Below are 16,040 nucleotides of genomic sequence, written 5' to 3' on the forward strand. Positions count from 1 at the left end.
TTTAGTAGCTTTGTGCTATCACTATAATAGGTAACTACCATGACCAGCAATTCAATATTCAGTATGCACATACCGACGAGGATACTCTTCGGCTGTGGCGAGATCAAGAAGTTGGCAACTGAAAAGATGCCGGGTAAGAAAGCACTCATCGTCATCTCCGCGGGTACGTCAATGCGGAAGTATGGCTACCTGGGCAATGTGGAACGCTACCTGAAGGAGAACGGCGTGGAAAGCGTGGTCTTCGACAAGGTACTGCCCAATCCCATCAAACAGCACGTCATGGAAGCAGCCCAGCTTTGCCGCGACGAGAAGTGCGACATGGTGGTCGGCCTCGGAGGCGGAAGCTCCATCGACTCCGCCAAGGCAATCGCCGTGATGGCATGCAACGAAGGCGACTACTGGGACTACATCACCTCGGGCAGCGGTAAAGGCAAGCCCGTGACACGCGCACTCCCCATCATTGCCATTCCCACCACCGCAGGCACAGGCACCGAAGCCGACCCCTGGACAGTGGTGACGAACGAGGAGCTTCAGGAGAAGATAGGCTACGGATGCGACCTTACCTACCCGACGCTCTCAATCATAGACCCCGAACTGATGGTCTCCATTCCGCCCCACCTTACCGCCTACCAGGGCTTCGACGCATTCTTCCATGCCTCCGAAGGCTTCATCGCCAACTGTGCGACACCCATCAGCGACCTCTTCGCCCTTGAAGCCATCCGCCTGCTCTACAAATACCTCCCCGTTGCCGTCAAGGACGGACGTAACCTCAAGGCTCGTGCCAAGGTGGCGTGGGCAAGCACCCTCGCCGGTATGGTCGAATCCACATCAAGCTGTATCTCGGAGCACTCGCTCGAGCACGCCATGAGCGCATACTATCCCCAGCTCCCTCACGGCGCCGGACTCATAGCCTTGAGCGAAGCTTACTTCGAAACCTTCCGCAACGATTGCATGAAGCGCTACATGAAGATGGCCGATGTCATGCTCGGCATCAAGAGCAACCGTCCGAGCGACTTCATCGACGCGCTGGTGCGCATGCAGAAGGAGTGCGGGGTCTACGGCATCAAGCTCAGCGACTGGGGACTCAAGGAGGAGGACCTGCCGAAGATGGTACAGAACGCGCGTCACACCATGGGCGGACTCTTCACCCTCGACCCGCGTCCGCTGACCGACGAAGAAGTACTAGGCATCTATCAGAAGTCCTACAAATAAGACATTGACAATCGGTACGCCGTGCCCCTGTGGTCGTCGGCGGAAGAACCTGCAAGGAGAGCGCACGGGCTGCGCCCCTTTGCAGGTTCTTTTTTTGCCCGTACGCAGCCTGCACCCGTCCCCTGAAAAACAAGGCGGCGTCCCCCGCATCCGGGAGACACCGCCTGCCTAAGAAATGGATAAAGAAAAAAGTCAGTGTTGCACTGTTACTTGATGCGTTTGTAGCCGTAGACCGCCAGGTCGCCCAGTTCCTCCTCGATGCGGAGCAGCTGGTTGTACTTCGCCATGCGGTCGGAGCGACTCAGCGAGCCGGTCTTGATTTGTCCGCTGTTCGTGGCGACGGCAATGTCTGCGATGGTGGCGTCCTCGGTCTCGCCGGAGCGGTGCGAGGTCACCGTGGTGTAGCCGTGGCGATGTGCCATCTCGATGGCGTCGAGCGTCTCGCTCAGCGAGCCGATCTGGTTCACCTTGATGAGGATGGAGTTGCCACAACCCTCGGCGATGCCCTTGGAGAGGAAGTCCACGTTCGTCACGAAGAGGTCGTCGCCCACCAGCTGGCAACGGTCGCCGATGCGTTCCGTCAGCTTCTTCCAGCCAGCCCAGTCGTTCTCGCTCATGCCGTCCTCGATGGAGTCGATGGGATACTTGCTGATGAGCTCCTCCAGGTAGGCAATCTGCTCGTCAGCCGTACGCTTCTTGCCCTTCGCACCCTCGAAGATGGTGTAGTCATACAGCCCGTCCTTGTAGAACTCCGAGGATGCACAGTCCATGCCGATCATCACGTCCTTGCCCGGCTCGTAGCCTGCCGCGCGGATGGCAGCCATGATACTGTCGAGCGCGTCCTCGGTGCCTGCCAGCGAAGGAGCGAAGCCGCCCTCGTCGCCCACAGCCGTGCTCAGGCCGCGGTCATGCAGCACCTTCTTCAGGGCATGGAACACCTCTGCTCCCATGCGGAGACCTTCGCGGAACGAGGGCGCACCCACGGGACGAATCATGAACTCCTGGAAGGCGATGGGCGCATCGCTGTGCGAGCCACCGTTGATGATGTTCATCATGGGGACGGGCATCACGTACGTGTTCACTCCGCCGATGTAGCGGTAGAGCGGGAGGTTCAGGCTGTTGGCAGCCGCCTTTGCCACGGCGAGCGAAACACCCAGGATGGCGTTCGCACCCAGGTTCGACTTCGTCTTCGTGCCGTCGAGGGCGAGCATCTTCCGGTCGATGGCACGCTGCTCATACACACAGCAGCCCACCAGTGCCGGGGCGATGACCTTGTTCACGTTCTCCACTGCCTTGAGCACACCCTTGCCGCCGTAGCGCTTGGGGTCCTTGTCACGCAGTTCCAAAGCCTCGTGTTCGCCCGTCGAAGCGCCGGAGGGCACCGATGCGCGTCCGATGACGCCCGATTCCAACACCACTTCCACCTCGACAGTCGGGTTTCCACGTGAATCGAGGATCTCACGTCCCGTAATCTTAGCAATCTTCATAAGCTTATCGTTTTTAAGTATGTATTGTATGTTGAGAGGGGTCCGGCCGACGGACGTGCCCGTCGGTCTGACGTGCAAAGATGGGGGAAACAAAGGGGATGCACAATACCTAGAAATAGGTATATTCGGCAGGGCGGATACCTACATGTGGTCAGTCGTCCTCGTCGATGATCTCGCCGTCTTCCTCGTCCTCGTTGTCCCGGTGATAGCAGGAGAGGCAGGAGAGCGCACCCACCAGGGGGATGCACACGATGACCACGGTCCAGAGGGCGGCGACACGGCGCGACAGCAGCTCGTCCGTCCATACCCGGACGAGGGCGCGAAGCATCACACCTGCCACGGCAACAGCGAGGATGACACCCACGGTGATGACGCGCGGGTCTCCTAAATCAAGACCTAAACCGGATTCAAGCATAGCCATACGTTTATCAGGCAGGCGACATGTCTGTCTGACCTCAAAGGTACGACCCTTTCACCCGACTGCCAAATTTCTGCGTATGTTAGTTAACATATTTCTTAATCTTTGACGACCAGCTCCCGCGCGACCTTGTCCTGGAAGGCACGTGCACGGGCACCCCGCAGCACGTTCTGGTTGATGATGACGAAGGCAAGCATCCGTCCGTCCTCCGTCCGGGCATAGCCGGCGAGCGAGCTGACACCCGTCAGCGTCCCCGTCTTGGCACGCACGCGGCGGTGTGCAGGCGAAGCCTTCATGCGGTGGGCGAGGGTCCCGTCGACCCCGGCTACGGGCAGGGCGTCCCACAGGGCGGCGAACACCTGCGGGTCCCGGTACGCGCTCCGGAGGAAGGCGAGCAGCAGGTCGGGCGACAGGTAGTTGTAGAGCGACACGCCGCTGCCGTCCGCCACGTTGTAGTCCTCCGGGTTGTGTCCCAGCGCACGGATGGCAGTGCCGATGACCTCCGCGCCGTCCGCTGCCGTCGCAGGACGCTCGGGGTGGAGGCTGTGCGCCAGTCGGTAGAACACGGCTTCGGCAGCCAGGTTGTCGCTCTTCTTCAGGGCGCGGCGCACCAGGTCGGTCAGCGGACGGGCGGTGCCGCCCAGCCTCCGTGCCCCCTCGGGTACCCTGCCCAGGTCCGTCACCCCGGTCTCGATGCCCCGTGCCCGCAGGCGGTCGGCAAGGACCGAGAGGAAATACTGTTCGGGCGCGAAGAGCGGCACCTCGCGTTCCACCCTCCGTGCGGCATTGCCCCGGATGAGCAGGGCGTTGCTCTGGTACATCCAGTCGCGCGTCACGACGAGCCGTCCCGCCCCGGGCACATGGCTCACCGCGCGGTTGTCCACCGTGTAGCAGTCGGACGCCGGCTCGACCGTCACCACGGGTTCCTCGCCCCGTGCCGTCGGGCGGACGGTCACACGGACGCACCCGCGCCGGTAGACGAGCGGTGTCAGGCAGGGCTGGAAGTCAAACCGGGCGTCGTCCCACGACCATCCCTCGCCGTAGTAGAGCGAGTCCTTCATCGACACGTCGCCCACGAGCCGTCCGCCGATGCTGCGGATGCCGGCACGTGCCACGCAGTCCGCCAGGCGTTCCATGTCCGCGTCGCCGAACTCTGAGTCGAAGCCGCCGCGCACGTAGAGGTCGCCCTGCAACGTCCCGTCGGCATCGACCGCGCCGTCGGCGAACACGTCGGTGCGCACCTCGCAGTCCGTCCCCAGCCGGGTGAGTGCCGTGAGGGTCGTCACGAGCTTCTGCACCGACGCCGGGCGGTAGAGCTTCTCCGCCTGGTGGGCGAACACGAGGGTGTCCGCGTCGAGGTCATAGACCGCCATGCCCACTTCCGACTGTCGCAGGACAGGCTCTCCCAGCAGGCGTTGCAGCCGTTGGGCGAGGGGTTGCGCAGGGGCGGAACCCGTCAGGCAGACGAGCAGCAGGAGCAGGGTGAGGCGGAGGGTCAGCAGGTGGTTCATGTCGGTGTTTCGTTGGTTTCAGGAGGGCAAAGGTACGAAAGGAAAACGGTCGGCGGAAGCATCCGGCGCATTTCTGCGGTCCGCCCTGCACGTGCCGCCGGGTTCCCTCCGCCCTTTCCCGGCAGACCGACGGACGGCGCCTGCCGGCATTCCGCCCCCGTTGCTTCCCGCCCGTCTGTCCACTTTTTTCTCACCGACGGACGCACCGCCTTTCCCCCGGTTCCGGACCAGCGGAAGCCACCTGTCCCATCCCCGGTTTTGTGCGGACGCATCCCCCGTTTCGTACCGACGTGTTCCTACGTTCGTACGGACGCGCTCGTACGAGCGTGGCGACGCGTCCGCACGACGGTACGGACACGTCCGTACGAAGCTGCTCATTTGAGCCTTGATAATCAGTGAGATACACGGGCGTCTTTTTATGCTCGTTTAGCCCCCGTCGGGCGTGCCGGAGTTTCCTCTGTCGGGCGTGTGCCGACGGACGGAAGGGCACGGAGGAACGGTGGCTTTTGTCAAGGAAAAGTCATGCGGGGAGTGCGCGGGGAGGAAGTGATGGGAGCGTCCGTCCCTCTTAATTCTTCTGAAAATATATTATTTCGGACCTGTTTGACTTGTTTTGTTATTTGGAATGTTTTTAAATTTGCACCCGATGAAACGCTTGTATCACATAATCGCCCTCGTGCTGTCCCTGACCTTCTTCTGTCTGGGGACCGGGATGACACAGCTCCACATCTGCTCGGACAACTGCCGGATGGAGGAGTCCTGCCCCATGCACGGACACCACGCCGTGAAGCGTCCGACGTGTTGTGCGGAGAGGACCGCCGCGGCATCCCCCGACGGGGTACATGTGAGCGAGGCGTGCACCTGCCTGAGCCTTTCCTATCAGGCGGACTTCTTCATAAACCACATACAGACCCTGCTGCCGATGGTGGCGTGCTGTCAGGTGATGCAACCCGTATGCCTGCTGCCCGAGCGTACGCCCGAGACGGCGACGGAGACCTTCGTCACCACGCATGCGCCCCCACTGACGGGCAGGCATATCCTGACCTTTCATTCCGTACTGATTATTTAGTCAATTGACAGTTGGCAATTGCCCATTGACCATGCGCGTGTCTCCATTGAGCAGGAGGCATGTCAGTCTGTCGTGACTGCTTCCCGTGTCGCAGGAGACCGGTCAATGGGGACGTTGTCAACCGCACCGTCCGTTTTCCACGCCGCAAGGCGATTCCGAATCGAATTATTCATTTCCAGACTGCAAGGCGATTGCTCATTGCCAATTGTCCGTGGGCGGCGTTTTCACGCCGCGAGGCAATTGTCCGCTGTCAATTGTCCCTTGTCAATTGAACCAAGTACGTATGAAACACCTTATACTTCCCCTCTTTGCATTGGCCTGGGCGGTGAGCGTCCGGGCAGGGTCCGACCGCGTGCTCTCCGGGAGCGTGGCGGACGCCAACGGCGAGACCATTCCCGGCGCCAACATCGTGTGGCTCGGCTCGAAGACGGGCACGAGCACCGACCTCCAGGGCGCCTTTTCCCTGAAACGTACGGGCGCGGCCGACCGGCTCGTGGTGAGCTGCATCGGCTTCGCCACCGACACGCTGACCATCGCTCCCGAACAGGAGTACATCGACATCGTCCTGCGCGAAGGCATGGAGCTGGCCGAGGTCAACGTCACTGCCCGCAAGATAACCCTCGGCAAGCTGCGTGGCAGTGTGATGAACACCGACATGGTGTCGCGCGAAGAGCTGTTCCGCGCCGCCTGCTGCAACCTCGGCGAGAGCTTCGTCACCAACCCGTCGGTCGACGTCAACTACTCCGACGCCGCCACGGGAGCCAAGCAAATCCGTCTGCTGGGCCTCTCGGGCACCTACGTCCAGCTGCTCACCGAGAACATCCCCAACTTCCGCGGAGCCTCCGCGCCCTACGCCCTGGGCTACGTCCCCGGACCGTGGATGCAGAGCATCCAGGTGAGCAAGGGCACCTCGTCTGTCAAGAACGGCTACGAGGCGCTGACCGGGCAAATCAACATCGAGTTCAAGAAGCCGCAGGCTGCCGACGCCGACTGGGTGTCCGCCAACCTCTTCGGCAGCACCACCGGACGCTATGAGGCGAACGCCGACGCGTCGGTCAAGCTGACGGACAAGTGGAGCACCATGCTCCTGGCGCACTATGAGAACGAGACGCGCAGCCACGATGCCAACGACGACGGCTTTGCCGACCTCCCCATGGTGGAGCAGTACAACCTCTTCAACCGGTGGGCGTACATGGGCGACCGCTACATCTTCCAGGCAGGCATCAAGGCGTTGCGCGAGGACCGCACCAGCGGACAGGTGTCGCACGGCGGGCACAGCTGGGCGGACCCCTACCGCGTGGGCATCCGCACCGACCGCTACGAGGCGTTCGTCAAGCAGGCGCTCGTCTTCGACAAGGAGCACAACACCAACCTGGCGCTCATCCTCTCGGGCACGCTCCACGACATGGACGCCTCCTACGGACGCAAGCTCTACGACGTCGACCAGCAGAACGCCTATGCCTCGCTCATCTTTGAGACCGACTTCACACCGCAGCACTCCCTCTCCACGGGCGTGAGCTTCAACTACGACCACTACGCGCAGCACTTCCGCCTGACGAACGATGCCGCCCTGGAGCCTTCCCGCCGGCTGGACAAGGAGGCAGTGACGGGGCTCTACGCACAGTACACCTACAAGCCGTCGGACAAGCTGACGCTGATGGCGGGCGTGCGCGGGGACTACAGCAACCTCCATGGCTCGTTCTTCACCCCGCGTGCCAACGTCCGCTATGCGCCCAACGACATCGTGACCTTCCGCGCGTCCGTCGGCAAGGGCTACCGCACGAACCACGTGCTGGCAGAGAACAACTACCTGCTGGCGAGCAGCCGCGCGGTGCGTCTGGCGGACGACCTGAAGCAGGAGGAGGCATGGAACTACGGCGTGAGCGTGGCGACCTCCATCCCCGTGGCGGAGAAGACGCTGACGCTGAATGCCGAGTACTACTACACCGACTTCCTCAACCAGGTGGTGGTGGACATGGAGAGCAACGCGCATGAGGTCGCGTTCACGAACCTCGACGGACGCTCCTACTCCCACGTGTTCCAGGTGGAGGCGAGCTATCCGTTCTTTGCCGGTTTCAACCTGACGGCAGCCTGGCGGTGGACGAACGTGCGGCACGAAATCGGCGGCGTGCTCTACGAGAAGGCGCTCACGGGGCGTTACAAGGGACTGCTGACGGCGTCCTACAAGACTCCGCTGGGCAAGTGGCAGTTCGACGCGACGTGGCAGCAGAACGGTGGCGGACGGATGCCGAAACCGTACACGTTGGCCGACGGCTCGCTGTCGTGGGGCGAGCGTTACGGCTCCTTCGGGCAGCTCAGCATGCAGGTGACGCGCTTCTTCCGCCGTTGGTCCGTGTATGTCGGTGGCGAGAACCTGACGAACTTCAAGCAGCGCAACCCCATCATCGGCGCCGACAACCCGTGGGGCGACACGTTCGATGCCACGATGGTGTGGGGACCGATGCACGGGGCGACCGGCTACGTCGGCGTCCGCTTCAACCTGCCACGGGGCAATTGACAATTGACAATTGATAATTGACAATTGACAATTGGAGACTTCTTTCATGAATCATGGACGATTGACAAGGGATGGTTCCGCGAGTGAACACCTTATTATATACACTTAAAAACTTAAAGACGTATGAAAAAGATTGGATTGCTTTTCCTGTTGGCTGTCGCTCTTGGCAGCCTGAATGTGTCCGCCAAGGACATGCGTAAGGTCATCTTCAAGGTGCAGCAGATGCACTGCGAGATGTGCGAGAAGAAGGTGAAGGACAACATCAGCTTCGAGAAGGGGCTGAAGAAGCTCGACACCGACGTGAAGACACGCACCGTGACCATCGTCTACGATGCTGACAAGACGTCGGTAGACAAGCTGAAGGAGGGCTTCGCCAAGTTCGACTACGAGGCAAAGGTCATCAGCGACTCTCCGTTGAAGAAGAAGAAGTGAGCCTGCGCTCCCCCGGGAGCATACGGAACAACCAGTGACGCACGGGCGTTGCCACCCCACTCCGGGGCGGACGCCCGTGCGTCTTTTTGTCCGGGGTGGACTATCTGCTCGAAAGGGTGGACTATCTGTCACGGGGCGTGGATTTTTGACAAGTTTCCTGTGCGCGTGTACGCTCTATCCCTTATTTTTGTGCCGTTTGCCTGATGAATCGTAATCTATCTAACATAACCTGGAACGGACGGTTGCAAAGAGCCGTTCCCATAACCTAAAACTCTTTATTCTTATGACTGACATGAAGATGATGGTCGGCCGCATGTCGGCTGTCCTGCTGGCTGGAACATGCAGCTTCACCGCCTTTGCTCAGGGACAAAGCCTCTCGGGCACGGTCAAGGACGCTTCGGGCGAACCGCTGATCGGCGTGAGCGTGAAGGTGAAGGACGGCAAGGCAGGCGCTGTGACCGACTTTGACGGCAACTTCAAGCTCACGGGCGTGAAGCCGGGAGCAACCCTTGTCTTTTCCTACATCGGATACCGCACGCGCGAAGTACGTGTGGAGAATGCCAAACAGCCGCTGAGCGTGACGCTGGAGGAAGATACCAAGACGCTCGACGAGGTCGTGGTCATCGGCTACGGCACGGTGCAGAAACGCGACCTCACCGGGTCCGTCTCGTCCGTGAAGGCGGAAGACCTCGCCAACGTCCCGGTGGCGAACGTCACCGAGGCACTGTCCGGCAAGCTCGCTGGCGTGAACATCACCACCACGGAAGGCTCGCCCGACGCCGACGTGAAGATACGCGTACGTGGCGGCGGCTCCCTCTCTCAGGACAACTCCCCCCTCTACATCGTCGACGGCTTCCCGGTGTCGAGCATCAGCGACATCGCTCCCTCGGAGATTGAGAGCATCGACGTGCTCAAGGATGCCTCGTCGACCGCCATCTACGGCGCACGTGGCGCCAACGGTGTCATCATTGTCACCACGAAGAGCGGACGCGAGGGAAAGACCCAGGTGGACTTTGGCGCATCCTACGGCTGGAAGAAGGTGACGAAGATGACCACGGTGCTCAACCCCTATGACTACGCGTACTACCAGTGGGAGCAGGGCAACCAGACGTACGGCAACTTCGAGGACCTCGAAATCTGGCGTTCGGTCCCCGGAACGGACTACCAGGACGAAATCTTCGGACGCACGGGCAACCAGCTCCAGTATAACCTGAACGTCAGCGGCGGCAACAAGGACTTGACCTACAACGTCAGCTACGCGCACAGCGACGAGAACAGCATCATGCTCGCCTCCGGATACCGCAAGGACAACGTCAACGCCAAGCTGAAGTCCGAGCTGAACAAGTGGCTCTCGCTCGACTTCAACGCCCGTCTGAGCTACAGCGTGCTCGACGGACTGAGCGGCGGTGCCGACACCAACGAGAGCAACGCCGCCACCTCCATCGTCTTCAACGCCGCACGCTTCGCTCCCGTCCGGCAGCTCAGCGAGGACACGGACAACACCGAGGATGCCGTCAGCACACGGCGCAGTCCGCTCGAACGTCTCCTGGCAACCTGGAAGAAGCGCCGCCGCCTGCAACAGAACTATAACGTAGGGCTGAACTGGAAGCCGTTCAAGGGCTTCACCTTCCGCTCCGAGTTCGGCTACCGCTGGGACTACGACGACACCGAGCAGGCATGGGGCTCCGACGCCACCGCCAACTCACGCTGGCCCGGCATGGGACAGCCGCAGCACTCCTACAACCACGACACCGGCCGCACCTGGCGCAACGCCAACACCCTGACGTACGACAACAAGAAGCTCTTCGGCGGCAGGGACCGCATCAACGTCCTCCTCGGTCATGAGGTCAACAGCAGCGCGGGCAAGGACAAGGAGATCGTCTCCGTGAACTACCCCGTGTCGATGACCATCGACGAGGTCCTCGCCAACACCGGACTGGGCACGCCCTACCTGAACAACACCACCATCGACGCCGACGACAACCTCCTCTCGTTCTTCGGACGTGTCAACTATACGCTGGCGGACAACTACCTCTTCACCGTGGCAGTGCGTGCCGACGGGTCGAGCAAGTTCGCCGACGGCAACCGCTGGGGCGTCTTCCCCTCTGCCGCCTTTGCCTGGCGACTCTCCGACGAGAAGTTCATGGCAGGCACGAAGGGCTGGCTCTCGAACCTGAAGCTGCGCCTGAGCTACGGAACCGCCGGCAACAACCGCATCAAGTCCGGCCTCATCTACACCACCTATTCGGCAGCCGGCAGCGCGAACAAGTTCCCCTACTTCGGCGAGACGCAGGGCAACATGATCGAGCTCGGGCGGAACCTCTACAATCCCTCCCTGAAGTGGGAGACCACCATCACCCGTAACGTCGGTGTCGACTGGGGCTTCTGGAACAACCGGCTCAGCGGCTCGCTCGACTTCTACTGGAACACCACCCGTGACCTGCTGATGCAGGCGGAGATTCCCTCCAACACCGGCTACAACTACCAGTACCAGAACATGGGCCAGACCTCGAACAAGGGCGTCGAGCTGACGTTGAACGCCGTCATTCTCGACACGAAGCAGGCGACGCTGAACTTCACCGCCAACGTGGCGTACAATCGCAACCGCATCGACAAGCTCGCGTCCGAGAACCCCTGGTCGCAGAACTACTCGTGGTCCGGCTCGAACATCGAGAAGTATGAGAACTTCCCCGTCGAGGAAGGCGGACGCGTGGGCGAGGTCTGGGGCTACCGCACGAACGGCTTCTTCACCGCCTATGACCCCGTGACGAACCCCACCGGCGAGCTCATCATGAACGGCACGGGCTGGGTGCTCAAGGATGGCGTACGGGACAACAGCGCCTCCATCACCGGCGGCGTCCTCTATCCGGGCGGACTCAAGCTCGTGACCGATGCCGACGGCAATCCCGTGAAGCAGCGGCTGGGCAACACCGTCGCACCGTGGACCGGCGGCTTCGGACTGAACGGCACACTGGGCAACTTCGACTTCAACGCCTTCTTCAACTACTCGCTCGGCGGGGACATCATCAACGGCACGAAGCTCATCACCTCCTTCTTCGCAGGCACCTCGCCCAACTACAACCTGAACGACGACTTCGCCCTGGGCAAGCGTTACACCTGGATCGACCCGGCGAACGGCATGAACCTGGCGCGTCCCAACTCGCAGGTGCTGGACACCTACGGCGGCGAGCGCGGCATCATCAACCGCCTCAACGAGCTGAACGCCGGAGCCTCGACGTGGAGCCCCGTCGCCGTGACCCGGATGCAGCTCATCGACTACGCCGTCGAGGATGCCTCCTTCCTGCGCCTGAACAACCTCACCGTGGGATACACCCTGCCCAAGGCATGGGTCAAGAAGGCCTTCCTGCAGAACGTGCGCCTCTACTTCACCGGCTACAACCTCTTCTGCTGGACCGGCTACAGCGGCGCGGACCCCGAGGTGGACACCAGCAGCCGCAAGAACCCGCTGAACCCCGGCATCGACTACGCCGCCTACCCGAAGAGCCGCTCCTACGTGGGAGGCATCAACATCTCATTCTAACCGCAAACGTATACGACTTATGAAACATATCACCAAGATTCTTTGTCTGGCTGCCGGGTTGCTGGGCGCCACGTCGTGCTCCGACTTCCTGGACCAGACTTCGCCGTCGGAGATGACCGGACAGAACGTCTTCGGCTCGGCGTACTACACCGGGCTTGCCATCAACAAGCTCTACGGCGCCATGGCGCAGGATGACACCTACTCGCAGGCAATCCCCATCGTCTGGAGCACCAACACCGACTGCGAGCTCATCGACGGACTGGGCGACAATGCCACGGCAAGCAACGAGCGTGGCGTGATGAACTACAACTCCTTCGCCGGCTGGAACCGCATCGCGCGGCTCTGGGACGCCATGTACGGCATCATCGAGAACGCCAACCTCGCCATCGAGGGCATCGACAAGAGCCCGCTGCTCCATGCCGGGGGCGCCGACGCCACTGCCATGCGCCGTTACAAGGGCGAGGCGCTGACGATACGCGCCATGGTCTACTTCGACCTCGTGCGCTTCTTCGGCGACATCCCCCTCAAGCTCGAATCCTCCAAGCCCGACCTCTCCAACGCCTACCTGGGCAAGACCGACCGCGACGTCATCCTCGACACGCTGATGAACGACCTCGACGAGGCCATCGAGCTGCTGCCCTGGGCAGGCACGAACAGTACCTACACGACCGAGCGCATCACCCGGGGCTATGCCCACGCCCTGCTGGCACAGATTGCCCTGACACGCGCCGGATGGGTCATCCGCGAACAGGCGAAGGAGGGCTATGAGACGGCAGCCTACACCGACCCCGTCTACCCGACGCAACGTCCCGGGGCAGCCGCACGCAAGGCGCTCTACGAACGGGCGTTGACGCATCTCTCCGCGGTCATTCAGGACCCCACGCACAACCTCAACCCCTCCTTCGAGAACGAGTGGTACCTGCTCAACCAGCTGAAGCTCGACGAGACCTGGCGCGAGAACCTCTTCGAGGTGCCCTTCGGCGAGGCTACCGGTGAGCTGGGCTACACCATCGGCGTCCGCACCAACAAGACGACCGACTTCGGCGGCAACTCTTCGGGCAAGCAGAAGATGACCTCCACGCTCTTCTGGTCCTACCAGCCGGGAGACACGCGCCGCGACATCACCTGTTGCCCGTGGGACCTCCGGCAGGAGAGCAACGGCGCAGTGGAGACCATGATGGGCAACAAGCCTTTTGAACTCTACTGCGGCAAGTGGGACGTCCGCAAGATGAACCCCGCCATCACCGACCGTGCCCTCCGTTCGGCAGCCGCCGGCTACTCCAAGTGGATGACCGGCATCAACTGCGTGCGCATGCGCTATCCCCAGGTGCTGCTGATGTACGCCGAGACGCTCAACGAGCTGTCGGGCAGTCCCGTGGGTTCCTATCCCGGGGACGCAGGCATGACAGCCAAGGAGGCGTTGCGCCTGGTGCACCTGCGTGCGTTCACTGACGCCGAGGCAAAGGCGGAGGCGGACCGCTACATCGACCGCGTGTCGGCAGACAAGCAGACGTTCTTCAACGCGATTGTCGACGAGAACGCCTGGGAGCTGGCCGGCGAAGGCTTCCGCAAGTACGACCTCATCCGCTGGAACCTGCTGGCGGAGAAGATACTCCAGTTCAAGCAGGACTACCTGCGCGAGATGAACGACGAGACCGCCGGCTACCCCGCGAAGCTCTACTTCAACTACACTGACGGCACGAAGAAACGCATCGACTTCAGCACCGTCACGTGGCACGGCCTCCCCGAGGGAAAGACCAAGGAGGACTACGACAAGGAGGTGAGCTTCTGGGGCAGCGAGCGTACCGCTTCGAAAAAACAGCAGCTGGAGACCAACCTCCCGTCCATCTCCTCCGGTCTGGTGGGCGACGGCGTCAAGGTGAAGAACCGCTACCTGATGCCCATTGCCTCGACGACCCTCTCCGCATCGGGCGGCAAACTACAGAACTCATACGGTTTCTAACCTATCAAGCAGAACGTCATGAAACAGAAACAACTCATCCACATACTGGGCACAGGGACCTTCGGGTTCCTGCTTGCCGCCGGCATCGCCTCCTGCAGCGATGTCAACGACTGGTCGACAGACCCGTCCTTCGACCGCCTCTTCGGCACACGGCAGGCGTCGCTCTCCGTTGAGCCCGAAGCCCTCTCCGCCACCGTGGAGTGGGAGGCTACGCCGAAGACACAGTCCTACCTCATCGAAGTCAGTACCGACTCGCTCTACGACGACCGCGCCATGGGCGAAGGCGGAAGCCTGCTCTACGGCACCGACGGCTCCATCACCCGTTCGCCCTACGTCCTCACCGGACTGAAGGGCGAGACGACCTACTACCTCCGCATCAAGTCAGTGAGCGAGGGCAAGGAGTCCCGCTGGGTCTACCCGGAGAAGTTCAAGTTCACCACCGATGCCGAACAGATATTCCACAAGGTCGCCGACGACGACGTGACGGACGAGTCCGTCCGCCTCACCTGGGATGCCGCGATGGAAGCGACACGCATCGAGTACGTCCGTGACGAAGAGGAACCCGCCGTCCGCGAGCTGACCGCCGAGGAACGCGCCGCCGGCGAGGTGCTCATCGACGGGCTCGACCCGAAGGTGACCTACACCTTCATGATTTACAACGGCGACACCCGGCGCGGCACCCTTGAGGTGCAGACGAAGGCTGCCGTCATGGCGGACTCGGAGGTGACCGTCGACGCCGCTGCCCGGAGGGTGACCTTCACCTGGGGCGAGAACATCGGCAGGCTGACGGGCTACGTCCTCCTCGAGGGTGACGTCTATCCCGCCGACCAGCCGCAGACCGCCCTGACCGACGCACAGGTACAGGCACGCCAACTGACCCTCACGGGGCTGAAGGGCAGCACCACCTACACCGTGGCGGTGATGCGCGGACGCACCGTCCGTGCCCTCCAGACCTTCAAGACGTGGGCGGACATCCCTGCCGACTACACGAAGGTGAACGTCGGCAACACCGACGAGTGGGACGCTGCCCTGGCTAGCCACAGCGGCAAGGTAGCCGTGGTCCTGACGGGCGATGTCGACCTGACAGCCAGCGGCACGGCGAAGATTCCCGCCTCCATCACCTCCCTGCTCGTGTGGGGCGGCGACGTGGTGACGGCTCAGAAGGCACACACCTTCCGCACCAAGGGGCTGAGCTTCCTGGGCAACATGGACGCGGTGGAATTCTACAACCTCAACCTCTTCGCCAACGGCAGCACGAACAACTACCTCTTTGACTTCAACGGCTCGAAGGCGGACATCAACACCGTCAGCCTGGCATCCTGCGTCCTCGACGAGGCACGCGGCGTGTTCCGCCTGCGCAGCAACAGCACCGGTACCCTCCGCAACATCGTGGCGGAAGACTGTCTCATCCGGAACATCGGCAGCTACGGCTTCGTGTCGCAGGAAGGCTCGGGCCTCACGCTCGGCACGGTGACCCTGAAGAAGTGCACCTACGTGCCCCACAGCTCGGGCAAGTGCCTCCTGCAGAACAAGGGCGGAGGCGTCGTCGGCGTGGTCATCGACCAGTGCACCTTCTACGGCTTCACCTACGCCTTCCTCGACAACAACAAGGCAGGCTTCACGCTCGACATCAGCCGCACGCTCATGGGTGGCTTCACCGGAAGCAAGTTCTTCCAGAACATCGCCACGGCGACGGTGAACTCCTGCAAGGACTTCTACGTGTCGGCCGACAGCCCCTTCGAGACGTCCATCGGCGAGACGAAGCTGGAGCTGAAGGATGCCGACCTCTTTGCCAACCCCGGCGCAGGCGACTTCCGTGTGAAACCGACGGAATATGCCGCCTTCGGCGACCCGCGGTGGGAGAAGTAATGAAACTCATTAACCGAACA

General features: G+C 61.8%; 11 protein-coding genes. 7 read left to right on the top strand and 4 right to left on the bottom strand.

Translation table 11 applies throughout. From position 1 onward, the window contains the following. Window positions 1–39: 39 nt before the first annotated feature. Window positions 40–1,212, top strand: coding sequence for an iron-containing alcohol dehydrogenase (locus M3087_RS10265; RefSeq protein ID WP_022385990.1), 1,173 nt, complete (start codon window positions 40–42; stop codon window positions 1,210–1,212). Between the two features lie 206 nt (window positions 1,213–1,418). Here M3087_RS10265 and eno read toward each other — a convergent pair whose 3' ends face one another. From eno to M3087_RS10285, 4 genes are all read right to left on the bottom strand, one after another. Next, on the bottom strand, window positions 1,419–2,699 hold the full coding sequence (eno, locus tag M3087_RS10270; protein ID WP_106484054.1) for a phosphopyruvate hydratase: 1,281 nt from the start codon (window positions 2,697–2,699) through the stop codon (window positions 1,419–1,421). 151 nt (window positions 2,700–2,850) lie between these two features. Then, entirely contained in the window at window positions 2,851–3,120 is a 270-nt protein-coding gene (locus M3087_RS10275) for a hypothetical protein (RefSeq protein WP_249095509.1), read from the bottom strand. A gap of 95 nt (window positions 3,121–3,215) precedes the next feature. Then, window positions 3,216–4,628 (bottom strand): D-alanyl-D-alanine carboxypeptidase/D-alanyl-D-alanine-endopeptidase, encoded by a 1,413-nt coding sequence (gene dacB / locus M3087_RS10280; protein ID WP_249095512.1) that lies wholly within the window; start codon window positions 4,626–4,628, stop codon window positions 3,216–3,218. 18 nt (window positions 4,629–4,646) lie between these two features. Beyond that, window positions 4,647–5,006, bottom strand: a complete 360-nt coding sequence (locus tag M3087_RS10285; protein WP_249095513.1) for a hypothetical protein — start codon at window positions 5,004–5,006, stop codon at window positions 4,647–4,649. A 268-nt stretch (window positions 5,007–5,274) separates the two neighbouring features. Between M3087_RS10285 and M3087_RS10290 the strand changes: the two genes are divergently transcribed. The 6 genes from M3087_RS10290 (at window position 5,275) to M3087_RS10315 (ending at window position 16,020) form a co-directional block, all read left to right on the top strand. Continuing rightward, window positions 5,275–5,697, top strand: coding sequence for a hypothetical protein (locus M3087_RS10290; protein ID WP_249095514.1), 423 nt, complete (start codon window positions 5,275–5,277; stop codon window positions 5,695–5,697). 283 nt (window positions 5,698–5,980) lie between these two features. Continuing rightward, window positions 5,981–8,215, top strand: a complete 2,235-nt coding sequence (locus M3087_RS10295; RefSeq protein WP_249095516.1) for a TonB-dependent receptor — start codon at window positions 5,981–5,983, stop codon at window positions 8,213–8,215. A 123-nt stretch (window positions 8,216–8,338) separates the two neighbouring features. Next, entirely contained in the window at window positions 8,339–8,647 is a 309-nt protein-coding gene (locus M3087_RS10300; protein ID WP_249095517.1) for a heavy-metal-associated domain-containing protein, read from the top strand. Window positions 8,648–8,930: 283 nt separating this feature from the next. After that, a complete protein-coding gene (locus tag M3087_RS10305; RefSeq protein ID WP_410797026.1) occupies window positions 8,931–12,188 on the top strand; it encodes a SusC/RagA family TonB-linked outer membrane protein in 3,258 nt (1,085 codons plus the stop codon). Window positions 12,189–12,207: 19 nt separating this feature from the next. Beyond that, window positions 12,208–14,151 carry a RagB/SusD family nutrient uptake outer membrane protein gene (locus M3087_RS10310; RefSeq protein WP_249095519.1) on the top strand — a complete coding sequence of 648 codons (1,944 nt, stop codon included), beginning with the start codon at window positions 12,208–12,210 and terminating at the stop codon, window positions 14,149–14,151. 18 nt (window positions 14,152–14,169) lie between these two features. After that, window positions 14,170–16,020 carry a DUF5123 domain-containing protein gene (locus M3087_RS10315; RefSeq protein WP_249095522.1) on the top strand — a complete coding sequence of 617 codons (1,851 nt, stop codon included), beginning with the start codon at window positions 14,170–14,172 and terminating at the stop codon, window positions 16,018–16,020. Window positions 16,021–16,040 lie beyond the last annotated feature (20 nt).

Source organism: Mediterranea sp. ET5 (genome assembly GCF_023337025.1).
Taxonomy (GTDB): domain Bacteria; phylum Bacteroidota; class Bacteroidia; order Bacteroidales; family Bacteroidaceae; genus Phocaeicola_A.